At 69.1% G+C, this 25,419-nt stretch carries 23 protein-coding genes; 14 read left to right on the forward strand and 9 right to left on the reverse strand.

What is annotated here, in order from left to right; all coding sequences use genetic code 11:
- The first annotated feature begins 233 nt into the window (after nucleotides 1-233).
- Nucleotides 234-2,387 (forward strand): TonB-dependent receptor, encoded by a 2,154-nt coding sequence (locus tag PYV00_RS01245; protein WP_275226422.1) that lies wholly within the window; start codon nucleotides 234-236, stop codon nucleotides 2,385-2,387.
- 69 nt (nucleotides 2,388-2,456) lie between these two features.
- The gene (locus tag PYV00_RS01250; RefSeq protein WP_275226423.1) at nucleotides 2,457-2,843 is read left to right on the forward strand and encodes a Fur family transcriptional regulator; all 387 of its coding nucleotides are present in this window, start codon (nucleotides 2,457-2,459) and stop codon (nucleotides 2,841-2,843) included.
- Between the two features lie 13 nt (nucleotides 2,844-2,856).
- On the opposite strand, the gene PYV00_RS01255 is transcribed toward PYV00_RS01250, so the two are convergent.
- Entirely contained in the window at nucleotides 2,857-4,689 is a 1,833-nt protein-coding gene (locus PYV00_RS01255) for a flavin-containing monooxygenase (RefSeq protein WP_275226424.1), read from the reverse strand.
- 98 nt (nucleotides 4,690-4,787) lie between these two features.
- The gene (locus PYV00_RS01260) at nucleotides 4,788-5,714 is read right to left on the reverse strand and encodes an SDR family NAD(P)-dependent oxidoreductase (protein ID WP_275226425.1); all 927 of its coding nucleotides are present in this window, start codon (nucleotides 5,712-5,714) and stop codon (nucleotides 4,788-4,790) included.
- A gap of 248 nt (nucleotides 5,715-5,962) precedes the next feature.
- On the opposite strand from PYV00_RS01260, the gene PYV00_RS01265 reads away from it, so the two are divergent.
- From PYV00_RS01265 to PYV00_RS01275, 3 genes are read left to right on the forward strand one after another with little or no spacing between them, the layout of a single operon-like run.
- On the forward strand, nucleotides 5,963-7,558 hold the full coding sequence (locus PYV00_RS01265) for a gluconolaconase (RefSeq protein WP_275226426.1): 1,596 nt from the start codon (nucleotides 5,963-5,965) through the stop codon (nucleotides 7,556-7,558).
- 14 nt (nucleotides 7,559-7,572) lie between these two features.
- Nucleotides 7,573-7,989, forward strand: coding sequence for an EthD domain-containing protein (locus PYV00_RS01270; protein WP_275226427.1), 417 nt, complete (start codon nucleotides 7,573-7,575; stop codon nucleotides 7,987-7,989).
- Between the two features lie 25 nt (nucleotides 7,990-8,014).
- Entirely contained in the window at nucleotides 8,015-9,268 is a 1,254-nt protein-coding gene (locus tag PYV00_RS01275) for an MFS transporter (RefSeq protein WP_275226428.1), read from the forward strand.
- A gap of 21 nt (nucleotides 9,269-9,289) precedes the next feature.
- On the opposite strand, the gene PYV00_RS01280 is transcribed toward PYV00_RS01275, so the two are convergent.
- Nucleotides 9,290-9,805: a nitroreductase/quinone reductase family protein gene (locus tag PYV00_RS01280; RefSeq protein WP_275226429.1), complete on the reverse strand. Its 516-nt coding sequence runs from the start codon at nucleotides 9,803-9,805 to the stop codon at nucleotides 9,290-9,292.
- Nucleotides 9,802-9,999 (reverse strand): hypothetical protein, encoded by a 198-nt coding sequence (locus PYV00_RS01285; RefSeq protein ID WP_275226430.1) that lies wholly within the window; start codon nucleotides 9,997-9,999, stop codon nucleotides 9,802-9,804. The genes PYV00_RS01280 and PYV00_RS01285 overlap by 4 nt, the downstream gene beginning before the upstream one ends.
- On the opposite strand from PYV00_RS01285, the gene PYV00_RS01290 reads away from it, so the two are divergent.
- Together PYV00_RS01290 and PYV00_RS01295 are read left to right on the forward strand one after the other, a co-directional pair.
- Nucleotides 9,998-11,356: an aromatic ring-hydroxylating oxygenase subunit alpha gene (locus tag PYV00_RS01290; protein WP_275226431.1), complete on the forward strand. Its 1,359-nt coding sequence runs from the start codon at nucleotides 9,998-10,000 to the stop codon at nucleotides 11,354-11,356. The genes PYV00_RS01285 and PYV00_RS01290 overlap by 2 nt on opposite strands.
- A 57-nt stretch (nucleotides 11,357-11,413) precedes the next feature.
- A complete protein-coding gene (locus PYV00_RS01295) occupies nucleotides 11,414-12,358 on the forward strand; it encodes a glyoxalase (protein ID WP_275226432.1) in 945 nt (314 codons plus the stop codon).
- Nucleotides 12,359-12,450: 92 nt separating this feature from the next.
- On the opposite strand, the gene PYV00_RS01300 is transcribed toward PYV00_RS01295, so the two are convergent.
- Complete coding sequence (locus PYV00_RS01300) at nucleotides 12,451-13,026, reverse strand: TlpA family protein disulfide reductase (protein ID WP_275226433.1); 576 nt, start codon at nucleotides 13,024-13,026, stop codon at nucleotides 12,451-12,453.
- A 19-nt stretch (nucleotides 13,027-13,045) separates the two neighbouring features.
- On the opposite strand from PYV00_RS01300, the gene argH reads away from it, so the two are divergent.
- The 5 genes from argH (at nucleotide 13,046) to soxR (ending at nucleotide 17,455) form a co-directional block, all read left to right on the forward strand.
- The gene (gene argH / locus PYV00_RS01305) at nucleotides 13,046-14,419 is read left to right on the forward strand and encodes an argininosuccinate lyase (RefSeq protein WP_275226577.1); all 1,374 of its coding nucleotides are present in this window, start codon (nucleotides 13,046-13,048) and stop codon (nucleotides 14,417-14,419) included.
- Nucleotides 14,420-14,424: 5 nt separating this feature from the next.
- Nucleotides 14,425-14,664, forward strand: a complete 240-nt coding sequence (locus PYV00_RS01310) for a hypothetical protein (RefSeq protein WP_275226434.1) — start codon at nucleotides 14,425-14,427, stop codon at nucleotides 14,662-14,664.
- Nucleotides 14,665-14,680: 16 nt separating this feature from the next.
- Nucleotides 14,681-15,940 (forward strand): diaminopimelate decarboxylase, encoded by a 1,260-nt coding sequence (gene lysA, locus PYV00_RS01315; protein ID WP_275226435.1) that lies wholly within the window; start codon nucleotides 14,681-14,683, stop codon nucleotides 15,938-15,940.
- Nucleotides 15,918-16,862 carry a 4-hydroxybenzoate octaprenyltransferase gene (gene ubiA, locus PYV00_RS01320; RefSeq protein ID WP_275226436.1) on the forward strand — a complete coding sequence of 315 codons (945 nt, stop codon included), beginning with the start codon at nucleotides 15,918-15,920 and terminating at the stop codon, nucleotides 16,860-16,862. Before lysA ends, ubiA begins: the two co-directional genes overlap by 23 nt.
- Nucleotides 16,863-17,011: 149 nt before the next feature.
- Nucleotides 17,012-17,455, forward strand: a complete 444-nt coding sequence (soxR, locus tag PYV00_RS01325; RefSeq protein ID WP_275226437.1) for a redox-sensitive transcriptional activator SoxR — start codon at nucleotides 17,012-17,014, stop codon at nucleotides 17,453-17,455.
- Between the two features lie 2 nt (nucleotides 17,456-17,457).
- Here soxR and smc read toward each other — a convergent pair whose 3' ends face one another.
- From smc to PYV00_RS01345, 4 genes are all read right to left on the reverse strand, one after another.
- Nucleotides 17,458-20,898, reverse strand: coding sequence for a chromosome segregation protein SMC (gene smc, locus PYV00_RS01330; RefSeq protein WP_275226438.1), 3,441 nt, complete (start codon nucleotides 20,896-20,898; stop codon nucleotides 17,458-17,460).
- A gap of 33 nt (nucleotides 20,899-20,931) precedes the next feature.
- Nucleotides 20,932-21,687 carry a thioredoxin domain-containing protein gene (locus tag PYV00_RS01335; RefSeq protein WP_275226440.1) on the reverse strand — a complete coding sequence of 252 codons (756 nt, stop codon included), beginning with the start codon at nucleotides 21,685-21,687 and terminating at the stop codon, nucleotides 20,932-20,934.
- Nucleotides 21,688-21,803: 116 nt separating this feature from the next.
- Complete coding sequence (locus tag PYV00_RS01340; protein ID WP_275226441.1) at nucleotides 21,804-22,484, reverse strand: DsbA family protein; 681 nt, start codon at nucleotides 22,482-22,484, stop codon at nucleotides 21,804-21,806.
- Nucleotides 22,481-23,020 carry a DUF721 domain-containing protein gene (locus PYV00_RS01345; RefSeq protein WP_275226442.1) on the reverse strand — a complete coding sequence of 180 codons (540 nt, stop codon included), beginning with the start codon at nucleotides 23,018-23,020 and terminating at the stop codon, nucleotides 22,481-22,483. The genes PYV00_RS01340 and PYV00_RS01345 overlap by 4 nt, the downstream gene beginning before the upstream one ends.
- A 29-nt stretch (nucleotides 23,021-23,049) precedes the next feature.
- Between PYV00_RS01345 and PYV00_RS01350 the strand changes: the two genes are divergently transcribed.
- Nucleotides 23,050-24,108, forward strand: a complete 1,059-nt coding sequence (locus PYV00_RS01350) for an A/G-specific adenine glycosylase (RefSeq protein WP_275226443.1) — start codon at nucleotides 23,050-23,052, stop codon at nucleotides 24,106-24,108.
- Nucleotides 24,105-25,418, forward strand: a complete 1,314-nt coding sequence (locus PYV00_RS01355) for a serine hydrolase domain-containing protein (RefSeq protein ID WP_275226444.1) — start codon at nucleotides 24,105-24,107, stop codon at nucleotides 25,416-25,418. The genes PYV00_RS01350 and PYV00_RS01355 overlap by 4 nt, the downstream gene beginning before the upstream one ends.
- Nucleotide 25,419: the final 1 nt, after the last annotated feature.

The following is a 25,419-nucleotide window of genomic DNA, read 5'->3' on the forward strand; positions in this document are numbered from 1 at the left end:
CGGTCGCGCGATACGGATGCAGACTTAGGTTCCCCGGCTCTCCGGCACAAGCACCGGCCGCCGATTGTCACGCGATGCCCGCCGCCGCCCGCGCGACGAAGCGCGCCTGTGCGGCGACGAGTTGACGTTATGTGATATTGTTACATTGCTCCGGCCGGTCTAACCATGGCCGGCATTTCGCACCTGCGGAATCCAGATACGTTATGTTATATTATCACAATAGAGGAAGACAGATGCGATCCATTGCTCTGCGTGCAAGCTGCGCCGTGATCGGGGTGCTGGCCGGCGCGAACGGTGCCTGGGCCCAGGCGGCGCCGTCACCCGCGCCGGGCGATGCCGCCAGCGCCAGCGACCGGCCGGGCGACAGCTATCACCGCGAGCCTGGCCGCGAGATCGTCGTCACCGGCGTGCTGCCGACCGAGCGGCAGGACATGCTCTCGGGCGTCGCGATCCTGCAGGGCGCGGAACTGACGCAGAAGCTGCGCCCCTCGATCGGCGAGACGCTGTCGCGCACCGCCGGCGTTTCGGCCACCTCGTTCGGCCCCAGCGCTTCGCGCCCGGTGCTGCGCGGCCTTCAGGGCGAGCGTGTGCGTGTGCTGACCGACGGGATCGGTTCGATCGACGTGTCGAACACCTCGGTCGATCATGCCACGGTGGTGAACCCGCTGCTGGCCGAACGGATCGAGGTGCTGCGCGGGCCCCAGTCGCTGCTCTACGGCTCGTCCGCGATCGGCGGCGTGGTCAACGTGCTGGACAAGCGCATTCCCACCGCGGTTCCCGACGAGCCGTTCCACCTCGGCGCGATCGCCACATACGGCTCGGCGGCGAACGAGCGTTCGGCGGCGGGATCGCTTGACGTGCCGCTGGCCAGCCACTGGGTGATCCATGCCGATGGCAGCTACCTCAAGTCCGACGATATCCGCATCGGCGGCCATGCGCTGACGCCGGCCCTGCGCGCGCAGGCGCTCGCCTCGTCGCTGGTGCCGCCCGATCCCGAAGAGGAAGAGCCGATCGACTTTGCCGCCAACGCGGCGGTGAAGGGCAAACTGCCCAATACCGCCAGCAAGACCTGGACCGCCGGCGCGGGCATTGCCTATATCGCCGATGGCGGCAGCCTGGGCCTGGCCTACAGCCATTACGACAGCCTTTATGGCGTGCCGATCCGCTTTGCCACCGAGCCGGGGCAGGAACAGGAAGGGCCGCGCCTCAGCCTGCTGCAGAACCGCCTCGATGCGCGCGCCGAAGTCGATACCGGCGGCGGCGTGCTGCAGAGCGTGCGGATGCGGCTGGGCTATGCCAATTACCGGCATTTCGAGCTGGAGGAAGACGGCGCGGTCGGCACCGCGTTCTACAACAAGGGCATGGAAGGCCGGATCGAGCTGACCCAGGCGAAGCGCGGCGCGTGGTCGGGCGCCACGGGCGGGCAATTCTACGTCCGCGATTTCAATGTGGTGGGCGAAGAGGCGTTCCTGCCCAAGAACAGCACCGAGCAGTGGGGCCTGTTCACGTTGCAGCAGCTCGATTACGGGGCGCTGAAGCTTGAGGCGGGCGCGCGTTTCGAGCACACCAGCCTCAGTTCCTCGCCGACCGGCGACCAGCCGCAGTTCTTTTCCGGCAAGCGCGGCTTCGATGCCTTCTCGGGCTCGCTGGGCGCGTCCTATGGCTTTGGCGACGGCTGGCGGCTGGGCCTCAATGTCTCGCGCACCGAGCGCGCGCCGGCGGGCGAGGAGCTTTTCGCCAATGGCCCGCACGCCGGGACCGAGGCGTTCGAGGTGGGCAATCCCGATTTCCAGCTGGAAAAGGCGTGGAGCGTGGAAGCGATCCTGCGCGGGCATGGTCCGGGCTACACGCTGGAAGCCTCGGTCTATCACACCTGGTTCTCGAACTTCATCTACGAGGACCGGACCGGCGAGGATGAGGACGGGCTGCCCGTCTACCTGTTCCGCCAGGCCGGCGCGCGCTATTACGGGTTCGAGCTGCAAGGCTCGCTGACGCTGGCCAGGATCGGCGATCTGGACCTCGTCGCCGATGGCCTGGCCGATTACACCCATGCGCGGATCGACGGCGCCGGCCCGGCGCCGCGCATCCCGCCGCTGCGCCTGCTGGGCGGGCTGGGCGTGAATTCGCGCAAGATCGACGTGCGCGGCGAAGTGGAATGGGTGGACGACCAGACGCGCATCTCGGCGTTCGAGGCGCCGACCAATGGCTACACCATGGTCAACGCGGAAGTGAATTTCCGCCCCTGGGGGAATGAGCGGCCGCTCAGCTTCGCGCTGTCGGCGAACAACATCCTCGATGTCGACGCGCGCCGCCACGCCAGCTTCCTCAAGGACTATGCGCCGCTGGCCGGCCGCGACATCCGCGTGAGCGCGCGGGTGAATTTCTAACGGGGGGCCGGCAGGCGGGCGTGGCTTTCAGCCGCAGGCCCCTGCCGATCCGCGCCTGGGGGCAGCGCAATGGCACGGCGGACCAATCGCAAGACGCAGGATTGCGAGGCGATCATTCTCGCGGCCTTGGCAGGCGAGGATCGCCCGCTCACCGCCTATGACGTGCAGAGCCGCGCGGCCCAGGCCGGCGCGCGGCTGTTTCCCGCGCAGATCTATCGGGCGATGGAGCGGCTGATCGCCACCGGGCAAGTCCACCGTATCGAAACCAGCAAGGCCTATATGCTGCGCGGCGCCGGGATCGACGCGATCGCGGTGTGCGAGGCGTGCGGGCGCGTGCAGCCTCATGCGCTGGGCGCGCCCGTCAGCCAGGTCGCGCGCGCGATCGGCGACAATGGCTTTACCGTGCGCGCGCTGGTGATCGAGGCGGTCGGCCGCTGCGCCGACTGCCCCGGCTAGTTTCTCCCGGTCATCAGCTATCCAGCCGCATACCCGGCATCGTGCCGTCGTCGCGCCATGCCTGGACCTTAGCCTGGAAGTCGTTCCAGCCCGGTCCCCAGCCACGGAACAGGAACCATTTGGCCTCCTTCTCGCCTTCGTTGGTGAAGTAGGACGGCGTGCACTCGTTGAGGATCACCGACAGGTCCAGCTCCTTTTCGCGGAACTCCTTCACATAGGCGTCCTGCGCTTCCTGCGTGGGTTCCACCGCCTTGATCCCGCGGCTGAGCGCCTGCGCGATGATATGGCTGGCGTGCTGGCCCTGGCTGCCGAACTGCAGCGTGGTGTTGCCGTTGAGCCCGCCCTGGACATAGCCGGTGAAGAACATGTTCGGGAAATGGTGCGTCATCGTGCCGTGCAGCGTCAGCGGGCCATCGGCCCAGTGATCGTAGATCGACACGCCCTCGCGCCCCGTGACGGTGCCGATGCCCCAGCGGCGCTTCAGTTCGCTGGTCACTTCGAAGCCCGACGCGAAGACCATGCAGTCGATCGGATAGTCGGTGCCCTGGTGGATGAAGCCGTTCTCGCTCATCGCTTCGAGCCCGGCCGTCGCCGAAACGTCGATCAGCGTGACGTTGGGGCGATTGAACGTCTCGTAATAGTCGTTGTTCGACAGCGGCCGCTTGCACATGAAGCGGTAATAGGGCTTCAGCGCCTCGGCGGTGGCCGGGTCGTTGACGATCGTTTCCACGCGCTTGCGCAGGCGTTCCATCACGCGGAAGTCCATCATCTCGCGCCGGGCGAAGAATTCTTCCATCGAGATCTGCGGCCAGCCCTCGGCTTCCAGCTCGGCGTTGAGGTTGCGGTTGATCTCGGTCCAGATGTCGCAGATCAGGTCCGGGTCACCCGGCGGGATGATCTCGTTGGCGGCGCGCAGGAAGTTGGCCTGCCGCTCGGCCTGCCAGCCGGGCTGGAGCGAGGCGGCCCATGCAGGATCGGTCGGCGGGTTGGGCCGCTCGTCCACGCTGGAGGGCGTGCGCTGGATCACGTAGACCTGCTTGGCGTACTGGCCCAGGTAAGGCACCGCCTGGATCGAGGTCGCCCCCGTGCCCAGGATCGCCACCGTCTTGTCGGCCAGCTTGTCGAGCACCGGCGCTTCCCACGATCCGCCGGTGTAATCGTAGTCCCAGCGGCTGGTGTGGAACATCTTGCCGCGGAACTTGTGGATGCCGGGCACCGAAGGGAACTTCGGCGTCGACAGCGTGCCGCCGCACATGATGACGAAGCGGGCGCGGATGTCGTCGCCGCGATTGGTCGAGACGCGCCAGCGCTTGATCCCCTCGTCCCACTGGAGCGCGGTGATCTCGGTATGGAGCAGGGCCTTGTCGCGGAATGCGAACTTGTCGACGATAGTCTGGATGTAGTCGTAGATTTCCTTGCCGTCGGCGAACTTCTTGGAGGGCAGCGTGCCCATCTCTTCCAGCAGCGGCAGGTAGCAATAGGCATCGTTGTCGCACTGGATGCCCGGATAGCGGTTCCAGTACCAGGTGCCGCCGAAGCCGCCGGCGTGCTCGATATGGCGGAAGTTGGTCACACCCGCGCGCGTCAGGTGGAAACCGGCCAGGATGCCGGTCCAGCCGGCGCCCAGGATCGCCACGTCGAGATCCTCGACGATGGCGTCGCGTGGCACCACCGGGGTGAACGGATCGTGCTCGCGCGTGTCGTGGACGAGGTGGTCCTCGGGCGCGGCATATTGCCCGCCGGCCTCGCGCCGGATGCGCTTGTCACGCTCTTGCCGGTACTTTTCCTTCAGCGCCGGGATATCGACGTCCTCGGGCGCGGGTACGTTCGTCTTCAGGCAGTCCATGTCCGGTCCCACTTCTTCCATCGGGCGACTCTGATCGGTGGCCGCCCTGCGCCTGGGGTGAATATTGTGGCGTGCTTAGCTGTCAACAGTGTTGTTCATTAATCCGAACCGTCCGGCTGATCCTGGCCGCGCGCCATCGCGAAACTGTATCCGATGTGCCCGACATGGCCGTGCAGCCCAAAGTCGAGCACATCGCGCTTGTCGTGGAACGCTTCGGCCGCTTGCGCAACCTCCTCGATGGTCCATTCGGGCCGATAGACACCTTTCGTCTCGGCGATGAATACGCGCGAGACGCGCCCGGCGATCGAGGCGATCATCTCGCCGGTGACGGTGCAGTCCTCATGCGCCAGCCAGGCGACGACGGGCGCGACCAGTTCGGGCTGCATCGGCGGATATTGCGTGATGTCCAGCCCTTCGGCCATGCGCGTGACCGCGCTGGGCACGATGACGTTGGACCTGACGTTGCACGCCTCGCCTTCCAGCGCCGCCACGGCGTTCAGCCCGATCATGCCGGACTTGGCCACGCCGTAGTTCACGCAGCGGGCGTTGCCATAGATCCCGCCGATCGACGAGGTGAGCACGATGCGGCCATAGTTCGCGTCGCACATGTGCGGAAACGCGGCCTGGACGACATGGAACGCGCCCAGCAGGTGCACGTCCACCACCGCGCGGAAATCCTCGTAGCTGATGTCGCGGATCGAGCCGTAGCGTACGTTGCCCGCGTTGTGGATCAGCACGTCGATCCGGCCCCAGGTGTCGAGCGCGGCCTGGATGATCGCCTTGCCGCCTTCGGGCGTGGCGACCGAATCGGTGTTGGCGATGGCCTCGCCCCCGGCCGCGACGATCTCGTCCGCCACGCCTTGCGCCACGTCGGCATCGGGGCCGTCGCCCCGGATCGCGCCACCCAGGTCGTTGACCACCACTCTGGCGCCGCGCGCCGCCAGCAGCAGCGCATAGGCCCGGCCCAGGCCCCGGCCCGCGCCGGTGATCACGGCCACGCGGCCATCGAAGCGCATCTCGGTCATCGTCCATCCTCTCGATCGGGCGTGCCGGCCGGTTTATGGCCGCCGCCTATACGGTCGGCATTCGCATATTCGCACGGCTGGCGAGTGGCAACCGGCCTTTGCCGGGCCGGGCACCTCGCGCGTGATCGCGCCATGGACTTCGCGCGTGATCGCGCCGCCGGTTTCGCGGGCGATGCGTTGCGCTGTTTCCCGCGCCCCTATAGGAACCTGCCGGGACTCGGGATTCCGTCGGGCGAGAGGATGTATACATGCTGGAACCAAGTGGACGTAACAGGCACGGCCTGACGGCGAAGCCGGCCGAAGGCTGGATGCTGCACCGCATGACCCGGGCCAGCCGCCTCAACGGTGCCAACGGCATCCGCACCGGCGCCGACGGGCGCATCTACGTCGCGCAAGTCGCCGGCAGCCAGGTCAGCGCGGTCGATCCCGATACCGGCGCGGTCGAGACGATCAGCCCGATGGGTGGCGGCATCGTCGGCCCGGACGACCTGGTGTTCGACGATCGCGGCAACCTGTTCTGCACCGAGATCACCGAAGGGCGCGTGTCGATGATGGCGCCCGACGGCACTTACAAGGTGATCGCCGACGACATGCCGGTGGCGAACCCGATCACGTTCCACCAGGGCCACCTGATCGCCGGCGAACTGCGCATGGGCGGCCGGATCGTCGAGCTTGATCGCGATGGCGGCGCGCCGCGCGTGATCTATGACAAGTGCCCGATGGTGAACGCGTTCGAAGTGGGGCCGGACGGAAAGCTCTATTTCCCCGCGCAAGGCGCGAACGAGATCTGGCGCATCAGCCTCGACGGCGGCGAGCCCGAAGTGGTGGCGAGGGATTTGGGCGTGCCCGATTCGGTCAAGTTCCATCCCGACGGCTACATCGTCTCTACCCAGGTCTATTCGGGCCAGGTGCTCAGGATCGACCCGCGCACTGGCGAGAAAAGCGTGCTGGCCGATATCGGGCCGGGGCTCGACAACGTGGCCTTCGTCCATGGCCGTACCTTCGTTTCGCACATCAACGGCTCGATCACCGAGATCCTGGAGCCGGGCAAGACCCGGCCACTGGTGGAAAAGGGCCTGCAATGGCCGCTCGGCCTGGCGGTGGGAAGCAAAGGCGAGGTGTTCGTCGCCGATGGCGGCTTCTGCTACATCCTGCGCGCCGGTGAGGAGTTGCAGCTTGCCGGCATGTTGTTCTCGCCCGGTTTCCCCGGCTGGATTCGCGATGTCACCCCGGCGGGCGCGGACGAATGGATCGTCACTACCGCCAATGGCGAGGTCGCCCGCTGGAACCCGGCGGCGGCCGAAAGCGAGGTGCTGGCCAGCGGCTACGACCGGCTGATGGGGGTCGCCCGCGCGCCGGGCGGCGCGGTGGTCTTCGCCGAATGGCCGACGGGCCGCGTGCTCGCGCTGGACGGCGGCAAGGTGGAGGAACTCGCGCGCGGGCTCGATCGGCCGATGGGCGTGGCGATCGGCGATGACGGGACGGTCTATGTCGCCGAATCGGGCGCGGGCCGCGTGGTGAAGCTGGCCGGTGGCAAGGCCGAGACGGTGATCGACGGGCTGGCCCGCCCCGAAGGCGTGGCCTGCCACGGCGGCCGGCTCTTCGTGGTGGACCCGGTCAGCAAGCAGCTTGTCATGAGCGACCTGTCCGGCGGCGCGCGCGAGATCCTGGCCAGCGATCTGCCGGTCGGCGCGCCCGAGGGCGTCACGGTGCGGCCGCTGGGCGGCGTGGGCGACATGTGCGGCCCGATGTACACCTTCGTCGGCCTGGCCGCCGGAAGCGACGGCACGATCTACCTGTCGGCCGATGCCGAAGGCAGCGTCCTGGCGCTGCGTCCGGCCTGAGGGGAGGCGAAGCCATGTTCAAGCAGATCTGCTTCTTCAGGAAGCGCCCGGACATGACCATGGAGCAATTCATGGACTATTACGAAAACCAGCACGCGCAGCTTTCCAAGCGGCAAGGCCGGGCACCCTCGATCCCCAACGCGCGGCGCTATGTGCGGCGCTACCTCAAGCCCGAGAAGAACCCGGTGACGGGCCAGGTGATCGATCCGGGCTATGACTGCCTGATGGAGATCTGGTGGGACAGCCGCGAGGATTTCGAGCGGTCGCAAGCGATCATCGCCAGCCCGGAGCGGATCGACTTCGTCCGGGAAGACGAGATGAACCTGTTCGCCAGCCACGACAATCCGGTCGTCTCGATCATCGAGGAATACGATTCGCCGATGGGCCCCCATGGCGAGCGCACGCACCTCGACTTGCGGTACGAGGATTGATGGCCGGCCGGTCCGGTTCCGCCTGATGGAGGGGGCTACCTCCGGCGCCAGGGCGGAATGGCGCGCGCACTTCATGCTGCCGATCGCGGCGGCGATCGGATACGCCACCAGCGTGATCCACATCTATGGGCTGGGGCCGTTCATCGCCCCGGTGAGCGAGCAGTTCGGCTGGTCGCGCACGCAAGTGACGGCCGGGCTCACCGTGGCCACGCTGGTGCAGGCGGTGGGCGGCATCGCCATCGGCCTGGCGGTGGACCGGTTCGGGCCGCGCCGCTTCGGCGTGATCGGCCTCTTGCTGCTGCTGGGCACGTTCGCGCTGCTCGGCACCGCGACGGGCAGCTTGCTCAACTGGTACCTGCTCTGGGGCCTGATCGCGCTGGCGGCGCTGCCGGTGCAGGCCTCAGTCTGGACCAGCGCGGTCGCCTCGCGTTTCCATTTCTCGCGCGGGCTGGCCTTTGCCGTGACCTTGTGCGGCGCATCCGTCGCCGCCTCGGTCTTCCCGGTCATGGGAAGCTGGCTGATCCGCGAGCTGGGCTGGCGCGCGGCCTTGCCGACGCAGGCGGGGATCTGGCTGGCGCTGGCGCTGCCGGTGATCTTCCTGTTCTTTCGCGGCGCGTTCGACCGGCCGACCGGCAAGGCGGACAAGCCGCGCGGCAACACGCGCGACTTGCCCGGCGTCTCGCTGCGCGAGGGACTGCGCTCCTCGGTCTATCACCGGCTGATGATCGCCTGCCTGCTGTTCACTTTCACCATCATCGCGCTCGTCGTCCACTTCGTGCCGATCCTGACCGATCGCGGCGCCGATCCGCTGGCGGCGGCGGGCATCGCCTCGCTGGTCGGCCTGTTCTCGATGGCCGGGCGGCTGGGCACCGGCGTCATGCTCGATCGCTTCCCGGCGCCGCTGGTGGGCGCGGTGATGTTCATGCTGCCGGTGGGCGGGTGCCTGCTGCTGCTGTTTTCCGGCACGTCGCTCGCCGCGCTCGGGCTGGCGGCGGCGCTGATCGGCGTGACGCTGGGCGCGGAGATCGACGTCGTCGTCTACATCAGCAGCCGGCACTTCGGGCTGCGCAATTTCGGCGGGCTCTATGGCGGGCTGCTGGCCGCGCTCTCGGTCGGCACCGCCTGCGGGCCGCTCGCCGCCGCCGCGGTGTTCGACCGCTATGGCAGCTACACGCCGTTCCTCTGGCTGACGCTGGGCTTCATGGCTTCGGCCAGCCTGGCCATCGGCACGGTCCCGCGCCGCACCCCCGTCTGGAGCGACAGCCTGCCGGCGCATTGAGCGGCGCCGGCAGGGGCCTGTTCAGAACTGGCGGATGCCGGTCGCATCCTCGGGCCTGAACACCGGGATCTCGGCGATCGCCTGCATCATCACCAGTGGAATGATCCGGTCGGTCGCCTTCTGGTAATCGGCATAGAAGGGGAAGTTGTCGACCATGAAGGCCCACACCTTCTCGCGCTCGGCGCCTGCGGGCTCGCGCCAGGTGGCGCGGAATGCCTGGGTGGCGACCTGGAATTCCACTTCCGCCTGCTCGCGGATGTTGAGGTACCAGGCCGGGTGGTGGTCCGCCCCGCCCTTGGAAGCGACGATCACCACTTCGCCGCCGATATCGCCATAGCACAGCGGCGTGATGAACACCTTGCCGCTCTTGCGGCCGGTGTACTTGACCATGCAATGCGTCGCGAAGGCCCGCCCGCCCACGGCGGTGATGTCCATGATGTGGCCCTTGGCGCCGCCGGAGCCCAGATACATCTCCCGGTGCTCGGTCGCCCAGTCCTTGCGCTGGTCGCGGATGGCTGCGGAACTGTCGTCGCTCATGGCTGTCCTCTCGTCGTCGCCGGGGGCGTATCGCGCGCCGCGCCGGCTTTTGTCCGCTGATGACTTTCGCCTATTTCGGCGGCAAGGCCAAGGGCCGGATGGCGGCAAATGGCCGCCGGGGCGATTTGCACTTGCGTGCGAATAATGAAATAACGCACGAAAATCGGAACAGTTCGAGCAGCGAGGATACCCATGGGCGAAGTTGGCAACATCGTGCAGGCCGCCGACGATCTCACCGTTCCCGTCAACATTCCGGCCGAAGCCTATGTTTCGCCCGACTATGCCCGGGCCGAGCGTGACCGGCTGTGGCGCCGGGTCTGGCTCCAGGCCGGGCGGCTGGAGGATATCCCCGAGGTCGGCAACTACATCACTTACGATATCCTTGACGATTCGGTGATCATCGTGCGCTCCTCGCCCGGCGAGATCCGCGCGCTGCACAATGTCTGCCCGCATCGCGGCCGCAAGCTGGTGGACGTGCCCGAAGGCAAGCGCAACGCGCGCGGCACCCGGCCGAACTTCATCTGCGGCTACCACGGCTGGACCTTCGATCTGGAAGGCCGCAACACGTTCATGGAGCACCCGGACGACTGGCAAGGCCACTTGTGCGACGGGCTGGCCGACATGGGCACGGTCAAGGTCGATACCTGGGGCGGCTGGATCTGGATCAACCTCGATCCCGAGGCGATGCCGCTGGCCGAATACCTCGATCCCGCCGCCGGCCTGCTCGAACCTTACCAGTTGCACAACATGCGCCCGCGCTGGCGCAAGTGGGTGGTGTTCAACTGCAACTGGAAAGTCGCGATGGAGGCTTTCTCCGAAACCTACCACGTTGCCACTACTCACCCGGAATTCATGGAATTCGGCCAGTTCCGGGGCTGGGCGCGCAATCAGGGGCTGCATTCGAACATCGGCTATGACGCGCCCAAGGGGCAGGAGGAAGACGCGGGCAAACTGCGCCTGGGCGCGGGCGAAGACCCGCGCCTGACCACGGCGGACATGCAGAACTTCACTTGGGAAAACGCCAATACCAACACCACGATGACGCTGGTCTCGGTGGCCAACCGGCTGAAGGACGAATTGCCCGAAGGCACCCCGGCGGCCGAAGTCTCGCAATACTGGATCAGGACCGCGCGCGAGGAAGACGCGGCGCGCGGCGTGGTCTGGCCGGTGGTCGATCCGCAGCACACCGCGCGGGCAGGCACCGCCTGGCAGATCTTCCCGAACTTCCAGATCGGCCACGCGGTCAACAACATGCTGTGCTATCAGGCGCGGCCGTGGAAGGCGGACCCGGACATGTGCATCTTCGAGGCCGCCGTCTACGAACTCTATCCCGAAGGCGAGGCGCCCGCGACCGAGTGGGAATATACCGAGCCGGGTGACTGGCCGCCGGTGCTGCAACAGGATTTCGCCAACATGGCCGCCGTGCAGCAGGGCATGAAGAACGTCGGCTTCCGGGGCGCGCAGCCCAACCCTTATATGGAGCGCTCCGTCGCCAGCCTGCACATGAACCTTGCCCGCTACATGGGCACGGGTTCACCCCACACCTATTGAGCGCGCCGGCGCGATCCGGCAGGATCGGCCGATCGAAGCGGGGAGAGAGACCGGACCATGCCAGGGATGCCGCTTGCCCACGTAAGCTGGGCGATCGCCGACAATGCGGATCGCAAGCCTTGCGACGCGTTCTTCCAGGACGTGTTCGGCGCCGAGATCGCCTATGAAATGCTGATGACGCCCGAGGCCCAGGCGATGGGGCTGGACCGCGAGGAAAGCCTGATGATGGTGGGCGACACCATGATCGTCCCCATCGCGCCGGCCGGCAAGGGGGCGGAGCCGGGCGCGCCGATCGGTGAGATGCTGCGGCGCTCGGCCGCGCCCATGCGCTGGCTGGGCGTGGCGCTCAAGGTGGCGGACCTCAAGGCGGCCGACGCGTGGTTTTCCGCCAAGGGGTTCAAGCTCCACTACGATCCCGGCATGGAAGCGCATTACTTCCTGATCGGCCGGGGGCAGGCGCTGGGTATGCGCATCGAAGTGCTGGCGCAGGACCTGCCCAACGATCCGCGCCGCGATCCCGCCTGGACCCCGGCGAAATGGCGCGAGGTGCATCCGCTGGCGATCGAGGGCCTGCAGGCCATCGGCCTGTCCGCGCCCTCGCTGGAGGAAGCGCGCGCGGTGTTCGCCGGCCAGTTCGACTGGCCCGAGATCGGCACGCGCGCTTTGCCCGAGGCGGACGCGGACTGCGTGGCTTTCGCCATGGGCGATACCGTGCTGGAAGCGATGCGGGGCCGCGTCGAGGCATCCCCCGTCGCGGTCCACGCGCGTGAGACCAAGGGCATCCATAACCTGGTCTTCAAGGTCAGGGACGCGTCCGCCGCCGCCGAATACCTGCGCGGCAAGGGGCTCGACCTGATCGGGGATGTGGCCGATCGCTTCGCCATCGCGCCCGAACAGGCGCATGGCCGGCTGATCTGGTTCACCGGCAGGACGCCGGTGGGCTATCCGCCGGTCGGCTCCAATATGCGCGAACCGGCGCGGTTTCCGGCGGTGGTGGGCTGAGGAAGGCGTGCCGTGGCAGCGGCGGGTTTGCCATCGCGTCGCAACCCGCCCACGACCTCCGGGCGCTCGTCAGCCTTTGAGGCGCACGCCCGTTACCGCGCTTGCGCGAGCAGTTTCAGCGCCGCTTCGCTGGTCCATTCGTTGCCACCCGAATAGCGCCACACTTCCTTGCCTTGCGCATCGTAAAGCACGGTCGTGGGCAGCGTCACGGCCTTGTAGCGCGCGGCAAGGTCGCTGTTGGGATCGAGCACCGAGGGCAGCTGCGCGAAGCCGCGCTGGTCGAGGAAGGCCCGCACCTTGTCCGGCGCGTCCATGTCCTGCGAGACAGTGACGACGCGCAAGTTCAGGTCGGCACGATTGGCGATGGCATTGAGCGTCGGCAGCTCGGTGACGCAAGGCGCGCACCATGTCGCCCACAGGTTGACCAGCAGCGGCTTGCCGGTGAGCGTGGCGAGCTTCCATTCGACGCCTTCTGCATCCTTCAGCGTCACGTCGGGAATCGGCTCGCCCTTGTGCGAACGGTCCAGCTTGGTGAGCGAATCCGCCTTGGCCGCTGCGGCGCTGTCGGAAGGCTGCGGTTGCGCCTCCCCGCCGCTTTGCCTATCGCAGCCGCCGGCCACGAGGGCCAGACCGAGGACGGCAAGCTTGAGCGAACGCGATATGGGCAAGGGCAAGGGCTCCAACACGATGTGGGGCGGACGGTTCGAAGGCGGGCCGTCGGCGATCATGCGCGAGATAAATGCCTCGATCCCCTTCGACAAGGCGCTGTGGCGGCAGGACATCGCCGCCAGCAAGGCCCATGTCGCGATGCTGGGCGCGATGGGCATCGTTGCGGATGGCGATGCGATCGCGATCCGCGACGGTCTCGATGCCGTCGCCGCCGAATATGCGGCCTCCGGCGTGCCCGAGGACTGGGATCTGGAAGACATCCACATGACCACCGAGAGCCGGCTAGCCGCGCTGATCGGGCCTGTCGCCGGGCGCCTGCACACCGCGCGCAGCCGCAACGACCAGGTGGCGACCGACTTTCGTCTCTGGGTGCGCGATGCGATCGACGAGGCCGACGCCGGTCTGGAAGCGCTGCAGAAGGCGCTGGTCACGCGCGCGGGCGAACATGCCGGCAGCATCATGCCCGGCTTCACCCATTTGCAGACCGCGCAGCCGGTGACGCTGGGCCATCACCTGATGGCCTATTACGAGATGACCGCGCGCGATCGTTCGCGCTTCGCCGATGCCCGCGTGCGGCTCAACAAGTGCCCGCTGGGCGCGGCCGCGCTCGCCGGCACCGGGTTTCCGATCGACCGTGAGATGACCGCGCAGGCGCTGGGCTTCGCCGCGCCGACCGCGAACAGCCTCGATTCGGTCTCCGACCGCGATTTCGCGCTCGATTACCTGATGGCCGCGAGCCAGTGCGCGCTGCACCTCTCGCGACTCGCCGAGGAATTCATCATCTGGGCGAGCCAGCCGTTCGGCTTCGTCGCGCTGCCCGACGCGCTTTCCACCGGCAGCTCGATCATGCCGCAGAAGAAGAACCCCGACGCGGCCGAACTGGTGCGCGGCCATGCCGGGCGGATCACCGGCTGCCTCGTCGCGCTGATGATGACGATGAAGGGCCTGCCGCTCGCCTATTCGAAGGACATGCAGGACGACAAGCCGCCGGTGTTCGAGGCGGCGGGCCTGCTCGCGCTGTCGATCGCGGCGATGACCGGCATGATCGCCGATACCGCGTTCCGCACCGAACGGATGCGCGCCGCCGCCGAGCTGGGCTATGCCACCGCCACCGACCTGGCCGACTGGCTGGTGCGCGAGGGCGACATTCCCTTCCGCGAGGCGCACCATATCACCGGCGCGGCGGTGAAGCTGGCCGAGAGCCGTGGCGTGCCGCTTGACCAGTTGCCGCTTGCGGACCTGAAGTCCATCGACAGCCGCATCGACGCGCGCGTATTCTCCGCCCTGTCGGTCGAGGCTTCGGTTGCCGCGCGCAAGAGCCACGGCGGCACCGCGCCCGATCAGGTGCGCGAACGCGTCGCCGAGGCGCGCGCGGTGCTCGGGCTGGAGTGAAGGACATGCGCAAGACCGTCGCGATCGTGCTGCTGCTGGCCCTTGCCGCCTGCGGCGAGAAGCAGGCGCTGGAACTGCGGCCGGGCCAGACCCTGCCGCCCGCGCCTTACGGGCAGGAGCAGAAACCGGGCGCGAACGAACTGCTCGAAACGCCGACCCAGGCGATTCCCGAACGCAGCGTGGAGCTGCGCACCCGTTCCGAACGGCGCGAGGATGACGCGTTCGATCTGCCCCCGCAGGAATAAGGCCGCACACTTTTTCATGGACTATTTCGAACTCAGGAACGGCGAGCTTCACGCCGAGGACGTGCCCCTTGCCGCGATCGCGGCGGCGGTGGGCACGCCTGTCTACGTCTATTCGCGCGCCACGCTGACGCGCCATGCCCGCGTGTTCCGCGAGGCGCTGGCCGCGCTGCCCAGCGTGCATATCGCCTTCGCGGTGAAATCTAACCCCAATCTGGCGGTGCTGCGGCTCCTGGCGAAAGAAGGCTATGGCGCCGACGTCGTCTCGGCGGGCGAGATGCACCGCGCGCTGGCGGCGGGGATGCCGGGGGCGGACATCGTGTTTTCCGGCGTCGGCAAGACGCCGCGCGAAATGGCCGAGGCGCTCGATGCCGGACTGGGCCAGTTCAACCTCGAAAGCGAGGAAGAGGGCGTGGAACTGGCCGCGCTGGCGGCGGCGCGCGGGCAGACGGCGGTGGCGACGCTGCGCGTCAATCCCGATGTCGATGCCAGGACCCACGCCAAGATCTCCACCGGCAAGGCCGAGAACAAGTTCGGCGTCGCTTATGACCGCGCCGCGGAAATCTATGCGCGGCTGGCGGCGCTGCCGGGGCTCGCCATGCGCGGGCTGGCCGTGCACATCGGCAGCCAGATCACCGATCTGGAACCCTCGCGGCAGGCGTTCACCCGCATGGGCGCGCTGATGCGGGTACTGCGCGGGCAAGGGCTCACCGTCACCCACATGGACCTCGGCGGCGGGCTCGGCGTGCCGTACAAGGCGAGCGACGTGCTGCCGGGGCCGGAGGATTACGGCGCGATGGTCGCCGAAGTGACGCAGGGCTGGAACGCCACCGTGATGTTCGAGCCCGGCCGCGTCATCACCGGCAATTCGGGCGTGCTCATCACGCAAGTGATCCGGGTGAAGCCGGGCGCGATCAATCCCTTCGTGGTGGTCGATGCGGCGATGAACGATCTCGCCCGCCCGGCGCTCTACGATGCCTGGCACGATTTCGTCGCGGTGCGTCCCAGCGGCGAGCGGATGATCGCCAACATCGTCGGCCCGATCTGCGAAAGCTCCGACACGTTCGCCATGGGGCGCGAGATCGACGCGGTGAAGGCGGGCGACCTGGCCGTGTTCCGCACCGCCGGCGCCTATGGCGCGACGATGGCGAACACCTACAACAGCCGCGCGCTGGTGCCCGAAGTCATGGTGGACGGCGACAGGTGGGCCGTGGTCGCCAACCGGATCGAGCCGGCGACGATCCTTGCCGCCGAGCATGTCCCGGAGTGGCTGGACTAGGGCCGTGAGTGACACCGCCTCATCGCCGCCGATCGTCCCCGACAGCGAGCATCGCGGCCTTGTCGGCGCCTTGCCGCCGCGCTTGCGCGATCTGGCGCTGCTGGCGCGGTTCGATCGGCCGATCGGCTGGTGGCTGCTGTTCTGGCCTTGCGCCTGGGGCGTGCTGCTGGCCGGCGGCGCGGCCCGCTGGGATCTGATCCTGTGGCTGCTGGCGGGCGCGATCGCGATGCGCGGGGCGGGCTGCGTCTATAACGACATCGTCGATGCCGATCTCGATCGCAAGGTCGCGCGTACCGCCGCGCGCCCGGTGGCGAGCGGCGCGGTCAGCCGCAAGGCGGCCTGGGCCTGGCTGCTGGCGCTGTGCCTGGTCGGGCTTGCCGTGCTGCTGCAACTGCGCTGGCAGGCGCAGGCGGTCGCGCTCGCCAGCGTGCTGCCGGTGGCGGCTTATCCGTTCATGAAGCGGATCACCTGGTGGCCGCAGGCATGGCTGGGGCTGGTGTTCAGCTGGGGCGCGCTGGTCGGCTGGGTGGAAGTCCGGGGCGATCACCTGGAAGCGCTCGCCGCGCTTTACGCGGGCTGCATCGCCTGGGTCATCGGCTATGACACGATCTATGCCTTGCAGGACCGCGAGGATGACGCGCTCGTCGGCATCCGCTCCTCGGCCTTGCGCATGGGCGGGCGGGTGCGGCTGGGCGTCGGGCTGTTCTATGCGGCGGCGCTGATGCTCTGGACGCTGGCGTTCTGGTGGGCGCGGGGCGACTGGCTCGGGCTGGTCGCGCTGGTGCCGATGGCGCTGCACCTGGCCGCGCAAGTGCTGACGCTGGTGCCCGACAATGGCGACAACGCGCTGTCGCGCTTCCGCGCCAACCGCTTCGCCGGGCTGCTGATGGCGCTGGCGTGCTGGGTGGTGGGCAACGCCTGAGAGGGTGTCTGCGGCGCATTGCGGCACCAGCCCGCTCCCCCACGGATTCCCTGTGGACAAAACTGTGCACAAGCCGGCATGAAGGGCGAACAAGCCGAATCTCGATCGAGCTTCAGCTTTTCGACGGGAGAGGGGAGAGCCCCGCAAACATGGACAAGAACGATCTGATTCCGATCGGCACGCTCTCCGATCGAACCGGCATCGCGGTTTCGGCGATCCGGTTCTATGAGGACAAGGGCCTCATCACCGCGATGCGGACCGAGGGCAACCAGCGGCGCTTCCGCCGGTCCGACATCCGCCGCCTCAGCTTCATCATGATCGCGCAGCGCCTGGGCCTGGGCCTGGCGGAGATCGAGATCGCCATGGCCAAGCTGCCGCAGGACCGCACGCCGACCCTCAGCGACTGGCAACGCATCAGCCGATCGCTGCGCGAGGAGATCGACGCGCGGATCGCGCTGCTGATGCGCACGCGCACCAAGCTGGATGAATGCATCGGCTGCGGCTGCATGAGCCTGGAACGCTGCCAGCGCCACAACCGCGACGATCGCGCCCGCATCACCGGGCCGGGCCCGCGCTATGTGCTGGATAGCTAGGCTTACTCTGCCGCCAGCAGTTCCTCGGCGCCGCCAAGATCCACGCTGACGAGGCGCGAGACGCCTTTTTCGACCATGGTCACGCCGAACAGGCGGTGCATCCGGCTCATCGTCACGGCATTGTGGGTGACGATCAGGTAGCGGGTGTCGGTTTCGGCCACCATGGCATCCAGCAGGTCGCAGAAGCGCTCGATATTGGCGTCATCGAGCGGGGCGTCGACTTCATCGAGCACGCAGATCGGCGCGGGATTGGTCAGGAACAGCGCGAAGATCAGCGCGACGGCGGTGAGCGCCTGCTCGCCGCCCGACAGCAGCGTCAGCGATTGCAGCCGCTTGCCTGGCGGCTGGGCGTAGATCTCCAGCCCGGCTTCCAGCGGATCGTCCGAATCGACCAGCGCCAGATGCGCCTGTCCGCCCTGGAACAACCGGGTGAACAGGCGGCGGAAATGCGTGTCCACCGCTTCGAAGGCATGGCGCAACCGCTCGCGCCCCTCGCGGTTGAGATTGCCGATCGAGCCGCGCAGGCGATGGACCGCCTCGGTCAGCTCGGCCTGTTCGGTCAGGCTCTCGCCGTGCTGCGCCTCGGCCGCGGCGAGTTCGTCGGCGGCGACGAGGTTGACCGGGCCGAGCCGTTCGCGGTCGGTCACGAGGCGGTCCATCGTCGCCGATTCCTCCTGCGCGGCGGCAACTTCGGCGGAAGCGAAGCCGATCCGCTCGGGCAGCAGCGGCGGCGGGCACTGGAAGCGTTCGCCGGCAAGGCGGGCCATCTCAGCGCGGCGCGCCTCCTCGTTCTCGGCGCGGGCGGCGGCGCCGGCCCGGGCCTCGCGCGCGCTGGCGAGCTCCTCCTGCGCGGCGGCCAGCGCGGCGTCGGCGGCGCGCGCGGCCTCGCTGGCTTGCACCAGCGCGGCTTCGGCTTGCGCCAGTTCGGCACCTAGCCTGTCGCGCACCGCGTCGCCCGCCTCGATCTGCGCCAGCAACGCGGCCGGCTTGGCGGCGAAGACGGCGCGTTCGCTGGCGATTTCCTCGGCGCGGCGGCCCATTTCGGCCAGCCGGCTGGCCGCATCGCCCGCGCGCGCTTGCCAGTTGCGGATGTCGGAGGCTTGCGCCGCCGTGCGTTCGCGCGCCACGGCCAGCGCCTGATCGCGCGCGGAAAGCGCGGCGGTGCTGGTTTGCAGCGCCTGCCGCGCCGCGTCGTGCCGCGCGCGGGCGGCATCGAGCGCGGCGCGCCCGGCCGCGGGATCGGGCAGCGCGGCGCGGCGGGCCTCGGCTGCCGCGAGATCGGCTTCGGCCGCCAGCCGCTGCCCGGCAAGATCGCTGGCCGCCGCTTCCAGTTCGGCGCGGCGCGCGGCCATGCGCGCGCGGGCATCCTCGGCCTGATCGACGGCGCGCAGCGACAGCCGCTCTTCCTCCGAAGCGGCGGCGATCGCGCGTTCGGCGGCGACGGCGGCGGCCTGGACAAGCGCGAGTTCCCGCTGGACGCGGGCCTGCTCCGCCTCGCATTCGGCAAGGCGCGCGCGCCGCGCGGGCAACTCGCCATCGAGTTCGGCGAAGCGGTTTTCGGCTTCCAGCCGCGCCGCCTCGGCCGCGCCTTCGCCGCGCGCGACGAAGCCGTCCCAGCGGCGCAGCAGCCCCGATCGCGTCACGAGCCATTCGCCGGGGGCGAGCGCGCATCCGTCATCATCGTCCGCGACATGGACCAGCGCGAGGCGCGCGGCCAGTTCGGGCGGGCACTGCGTGACGAAAGCCGCCAATGTCCGGGCCACGGGCGCGGGCGCGGCGGCGCCGGTCCAGAAGCGGCCGTCCCGCTCCGCTTCGGGCGAGCCCAGCACCGCCCTGGCATCGCGGCCGAGCACGGCGGCCAGGGCCCGTTCGTAACCGGGGGCGGCGCGCACGCGATCGATCGCGATGGGCAGGCCCTGCGCGCCTTTGGCGCCTTTCGCGCGCGCCTCGCGGTCGCGCAGCAGGGCGGAATGCTCGCGTTCGATGCCGGTCAGGTCGGCCCGGGCGCCGGCGAGCGCGCTGGCGGCGGCGTCGCGCGCGGCTTGCAGGCCTGCCTTGCTGGCTTGCCGCGCTTCCAGCGCCGCGCGCGCTTCGGCCAGCGCCGCCACCGCGCCATCGCGCCGCGCGATCGCCGCCGCCACGGCCGCGTCGAGATCGTGCGCTTCGGCCAGCCCGGCGAACTGCGCCTGATGCCGTGCCGCTTCCTGCGCCAGCCGGTCGAGCCGGGAACGGGCCTGCGCGCGTTCGGCTTCGGCGATGCGCCATTCGGCCTCGACTCCGGCTTGCGCCGCTGTCGCTTGCGCCAGATCCAGCTCGGCCGCGCGCGCGGCTTGCCCAGCGCGTTCCAGCGCGACGGCGAGCCCGGGGCGTTCCGCTTCGTCGGCGGCGAGCCGCGCCTGTCCTTCGGCCAGATCGCGTTCGAGCCGGGCGAGGGCGTCGGCCGCGTCGCGCGTCAGCCGGTCCGCCTCGCGCGAATCGCGTTCCAGCCGGTCGCGCTGCCGATCGAGATCGGCCAGGCGCTCCTCGGCGGCTTCGAGCTGACTGGTCAGCGTAGCCATGCGGTGCCCGTGGGCGCTGGCATCGTCGCGCCGGTCGGCGAGTTCATCGCGCGCCTCGGCCAAGGCTTTCGCGGCGGCGGCCTGCCCGTCCTGCGCCGCTTTCGCCGCGCTCTGCGCCGCGCCGACGCGGCCTTCCGCCGCTTGCGCCTCGGCGCGCGCGGCATCGGCCGCCGTTGCCGCGTCGCGCCAGCGGGCGAAGACCAGCCGCGCTTCGGCCAGCTTGATCTGGTCGGACAAGGCCTTGTAGCGCTCGGCCGCGCGCGCCTGCCGCCGCAGCGCGCCGATCTGCTTGTCGAGCCCGGCCATGATGTCTTCCAACCGGGCCAGGTTGGTCTCGGTCGCGCGCAGCTTCTGCTCGGCGTCCTTGCGGCGGACGTGCAGGCCCGCGATCCCCGCCGCTTCTTCCAGCATCAGCCGGCGCTCGGCCGGCCGGGCGGCGATCACGGCAGCGATCCGGCCCTGGCTGACGAGCGCGGGCGAATGCGCGCCCGTGGCGGCATCGGCGAAGACCAGCGCCACGTCCTTGGCGCGCGCGTCGCGGCCGTTGATGCGATAGGCACTGCCGGCGCCGCGCTCGATCCGGCGGACGACTTCCAGATCCTCGCGCGATCCGTCCGCGCCGGCGGCGGTCTCGGCGCTGAGCACCACTTCGGCGAACGCGCGCGGCGGGCGGTTCGCGGTGCCGGCGAAGATCACGTCTTCCATGCCGCCGCCGCGCATCGACTTGGCCGAGCTTTCGCCCATGACCCAGCGGATCGCTTCGAGCAGGTTGGACTTGCCGCAGCCGTTGGGGCCGACCACCCCGGTCAGGCCCGGCTCGATGCGCAGTTCGGACGGCTCGACGAAGCTTTTGAACCCGCTGAGCTTGAGCCGCCTGATGCGCATCCGCGCGCCCTTACCCGCCGCGCCGCCGGGGCATCAGCGGGCGCCGGCCTGCTGCAGCTTGGGTTCCAGCACGTCCCAGCTCGCGGTGCCGGCCGATGAGCCGTTGATATAGAACGTCGGCGTGCCTTCGACCTTGTACTTGGCCGAGGCTTCCTGCGTCTCGTTGGCGAAAGCGGTCGCCTTGGCGGTGTCGGCCAGGCAGGCGGCGGCCTGATCCCGGGCGATCCCGCGCGAGGCGAAGAATTCGGTCATCCCGGCCGCGTCGGCCAGCGCCTGGAAGCGCTGCTGCGGCGGCAGCGCGCTTGCCGCCTGCAACTGGGCATCGCCCACTGTCTGCAGCTTGGCGAACATCTCGGGCTGCCAGGCCCAGAACTGCTCGCTCAGCGGGATCACCGCTTCCTTAGCGCCGCAAGTGGCCAGCAGCGCGGCGGGAATGTCGAGCGCGTTGAGCATGAACAGGCGCAGCTCATAGCTCACCCGGCCGCTGGCGACGTAGTTGTCGCGCAAGGGGGTGAAGCTTTCCTTGGCGAATTCGGCGCAGTGCGAGCAGCTCAGCGCGCCGAATTCGATCAGCTTGATCGGCGCGTCCGGGTTGCCCATGCGATAGCCGCCCTCGGGCGTCTTTTCGATGATGTCGGCCCAGTTCTGGCCGGCGGGCGGCGCGATCTTGGCGATCGGCTCGCCCGAAGTCGGCGCTTGCCCGGTCTTGTCGCCGCAGGCGGCAAGGCCCAGCGCGAGCGGGGCGGCGATCAGGCCAAGCGCGATCCGGCGAATGGTGGAAGGAGTCATGCGGGTCGAACCTCCGTGGGGATATAAAGCTAGCGCAAGCGAAACGGCGTTCAAGGCGCGGCGGGACGCGGGGCGGGCATCATCCACAAGTTACCCCCGCCTTTCGCCGGCGCGCGCTACATACGCGCCTTGATCTGGGTGTCGAGCGCGGACCAGGTGTGCGTGTCGGCCAGCAGGGTGCCGTTGATCGCAAAGCTGGGGGTGGAATCGACGCCCAGCTCGGATGCCTCGTGCGTCTGGTCGAGGATGGTCTTGGCCATGGCCGGATCGGCCAGGCAGCGGTCCACCGCCGGCCGGTCAAAACCCCATTGCTGCATGGTCGCATAGAAGCCGAAATCGTCGGCGATGGCTTTCAGCCGGGCCGAGATCGCCCCCGTGCTCCAGCGCGCCTGCTGCGCCGGGGTGAACGAATCGAGCTTGCCCATCCACTTGTCCTGCGTCGCCATGAAGGCGTTGTGGCGGCGGAAGAACAGCTTCTGGTCGCCGCAATTGGCCAGCATCGCCACGGTCAGGTCGATGGGATCGCGGATCAGGTGCTGCACCGTCACCGAAACCTTGCCCGGCGCCACATAGGCCAGCCGCAGCGGCGCGTCGGCTTCCTGGTTGAAGCGGGCGCAATGCGGGCAGGTGTAGCTGACGTATTCGGTCACTTTCACCGCGGCATCGGGGTTGCCCAGCGTGTGGCTGCCGTTCGGCCGCTGCGCGATCGTCGCGTTCCAGTCGGGATGCGGCGGGCTGGCGGCCAGGCTGAGCATGGCGCAGGCGGCCACGGCGGCGATGCGAAGGATGCGGTTCATGGCTGTTCCTCGGGTTCCTGTCTGGCGCCCAGGCTGCGGGCGAGCGATTCGAGCACGGCGCGCAGTTCGGGATCGCCGATGTCGCGCAGCGATTCGCCCAGTTCCATCGGCACGGGCCGCAGCGAGGGCGATGCGGCCTTGGGCTTGGTGGCGGCCGGCGCCTTGACCGCGCCTTGCCGCAGCTTCACCCGGGCGATCGCGTTGTAGCCGAAGAAGCGGTTCACCCGCTCGATGATCTCGGGGATCACGTGCTGGATGATCGGCGCGTGCGCCGGCACGACCACGAGCTGGAGAATGCCGTCGCGCTTCTCGCCGGGCGGAAAGCGGATCGATTCGGGGCTGCATACGCGGGCATGGCGCGGGCCGACGATCTCCGGCCAGCGCGAGACCACGCTGGACTGGACGAAGCCGAAGCGGCGGAATGCGGTGCGGCCCACTTCGGGCATCAGCTCGGAAATCGCGCGCGCCTGTCCGCCCCGTGGCCGCTCATAGCGGCGCAGGCCCTGCGGCTCGCTGCTTTTCTTGTCCCGTTCCATTGCGGCTGCCCCAATGCCATAGCGCTGGCATGGACGCCAGTTCGGATCAGATCGCGCCCGCCTTGCTCGGCTGGTATGACGCTTGCGCCCGCGTGCTGCCCTGGCGTGCGCCGCCGGGGGCACCGCCGCCCGATCCCTACCGGGTGTGGCTGTCCGAAGTCATGCTGCAGCAGACCACGGTCGCGGCGGTGAAGGGCTATTTCGCCGCGTTCACCCGCCGCTGGCCCACCGTCACCGCGCTGGCGGCCGCCGACGAGGCCGAAGTCATGGCCGCCTGGGCGGGGCTGGGATATTATGCCCGCGCGCGCAACCTGCTGGCCTGCGCGCGCGAAGTGGCGGCGCGCGGCGGGGCCTTTCCCGATAGCGAGGCGGAACTGCGCGTGCTGCCGGGGCTGGGCGCCTATACGGCCGCGGCGGTCGCCGCGATCGCCTTCGGGCGGCGCGCGGTGGTGGTGGATGCCAATGTCGAGCGCGTGGTCGCGCGGCTTTTCGCGATCGGCGATGCCTTGCCGGGCGCGCGGCCGGCGATCCGCGTCGCCGCAGAGGCGATCACGCCCGATCGGCGCGCGGGCGATTTCGCGCAGGCGATGATGGACCTTGGCGCCACGATCTGCACCGCGCGCGCGCCGCGCTGCCTGCTGTGCCCGCTTTCCGGCCCCTGCGCCGCGCGGGCCGGGGGCGAGCCCGAGCGCTATCCGGTCAAGGCGGCGAAGAAACCCCGGCCGCAGCGGGTGGGCCGCGCCTTCTGGATCGAGCGGGACGAGGCGGTCTGGCTGGTGCGCCGGGCCGGGCGCGGGATGCTGGGCGGGATGCGCGCGCTGCCCGACGACGGCTGGAGCGCGCGCGGCGATGGCGCGGGCCCGCCGCCGCTGGCCGGGCCGTGGGACAGCGCGGGCACGGTGACGCACGGCTTCACGCATTTCGGGCTGGACCTGCACTTGTCGGTTTATCTTGGGCGCGATTGGGCTAGTCTGCCGGCCGGCGTGGGCGAATGGTGGCCGCTCGCCCGGCTTGACGAGGCGGGGCTGCCCACCTTGTTCGCCAAGGCGGCGCGGCTGGCGCTCGCCGGAACGGGAGACGGTGATTGAGCGACCGGCGCACGGCCATCGAGGTGGAGCTGGATCGCCGCTGCCTCCTGCGGCTGGGCGCGCTGGCCGGTCTGGGCGCGGCGCTGCTGCCCCGGCTTGCCTGGGCGATCGCCCAGCCCGATCTGCTGCCTCATGTCCGCCAGGTGGTGGAACGCTGGGTCGGCCCCGGCAAGCTGCCGGGCGCGGTCGCCTCGCTGGGGCTGCCGGGGCAGGAGCCGCAATTCGTCGTCAAGGGCGCCGAAGGCTTCAGCGATCCCGATCCGGTCACGCCCGACAGCCTGTTCCGCGTCTATTCGATGACCAAGCCGATCACCGGCATGGCGACGATGCAGCTTGTCGCGCAAGGCAAGCTCGGCCTCGACCAGCCGCTTTACGATGTGCTGCCGAAGTATCGGCACATGCAGGTGCAGGATCGGTACGACGGTTCGATCACCGCGCTGCACCCGGCGAAATCGCCGATCACGATCCGCCAGTTGCTGACCCATTCGGCGGGCATCGGCTACACCATCGTCCAGACCGGGCCGATCAAGGATCTGATGGAACGGCGCGGGCTGATCGCCGGGCAGATCACCCGGCTGGCCATCCCCGCCCTGACGCACGGCACGCCGGTGCACGGGCTGGAGCATTTCGCCGACCGGCTGGCAGAAGTGCCGCTGGTCTATGATCCGGGCACCCGTTGGAGCTATTCCATGGGGCTCGACCTGCTCGGCCGGGTGATCGAGGTGGTCTCGGGCAAGGCGTTCGACGTCTATCTCAAGGAAACCATCTTCGATCCCGCCGGGATTGCCAGCACCAGCTTCCGCGTGGCCCCGCACGAGGCGCACCGGCTGACGACGAACTACGCGGCGCTGGGCGAGATCCTGGTGCCGATCGATCGCGGCGAGGATTCGATCTATCTCGACCAGCCGCCGTTCCCCTTCGGCGGCGCGGGGCTGGTCTCCACCCCGCGCGATTACGATCGCTTCCTGCGCCTGCTGGCGCAGTTCGGCGAGATCGACGGGAAGCGCGTGCTGGCCGAGGCGGCGGTGCGGCAAGGCACCGCGAACCTGCTGCCGCCGGGCGTGGCGGGGCCGGCGCTGTTCTCGCCGCGCAGCGATTTCGGCGCGGGCGGGCGCGTCGGGCTTGGCCCCGAAGCCGGCATTTTCGGCTGGGCGGGGGCGGCGGGCACGGTCGGCATGGTCGACATGGCCCGCGCCTTGCGCTCGCAGATCTTCATCCAGCTCATGCCGCCCGAGGCGCTGGATATGCTACCCCAGTTCCAGACCGCGCTCAGGACCGATGTCATGGCGCTTTTGACGGTGCACTCCTGAT

It is taken from the genome of Novosphingobium album (ex Liu et al. 2023) (assembly GCF_029076845.1).
Classification (GTDB): domain Bacteria; phylum Pseudomonadota; class Alphaproteobacteria; order Sphingomonadales; family Sphingomonadaceae; genus Novosphingobium.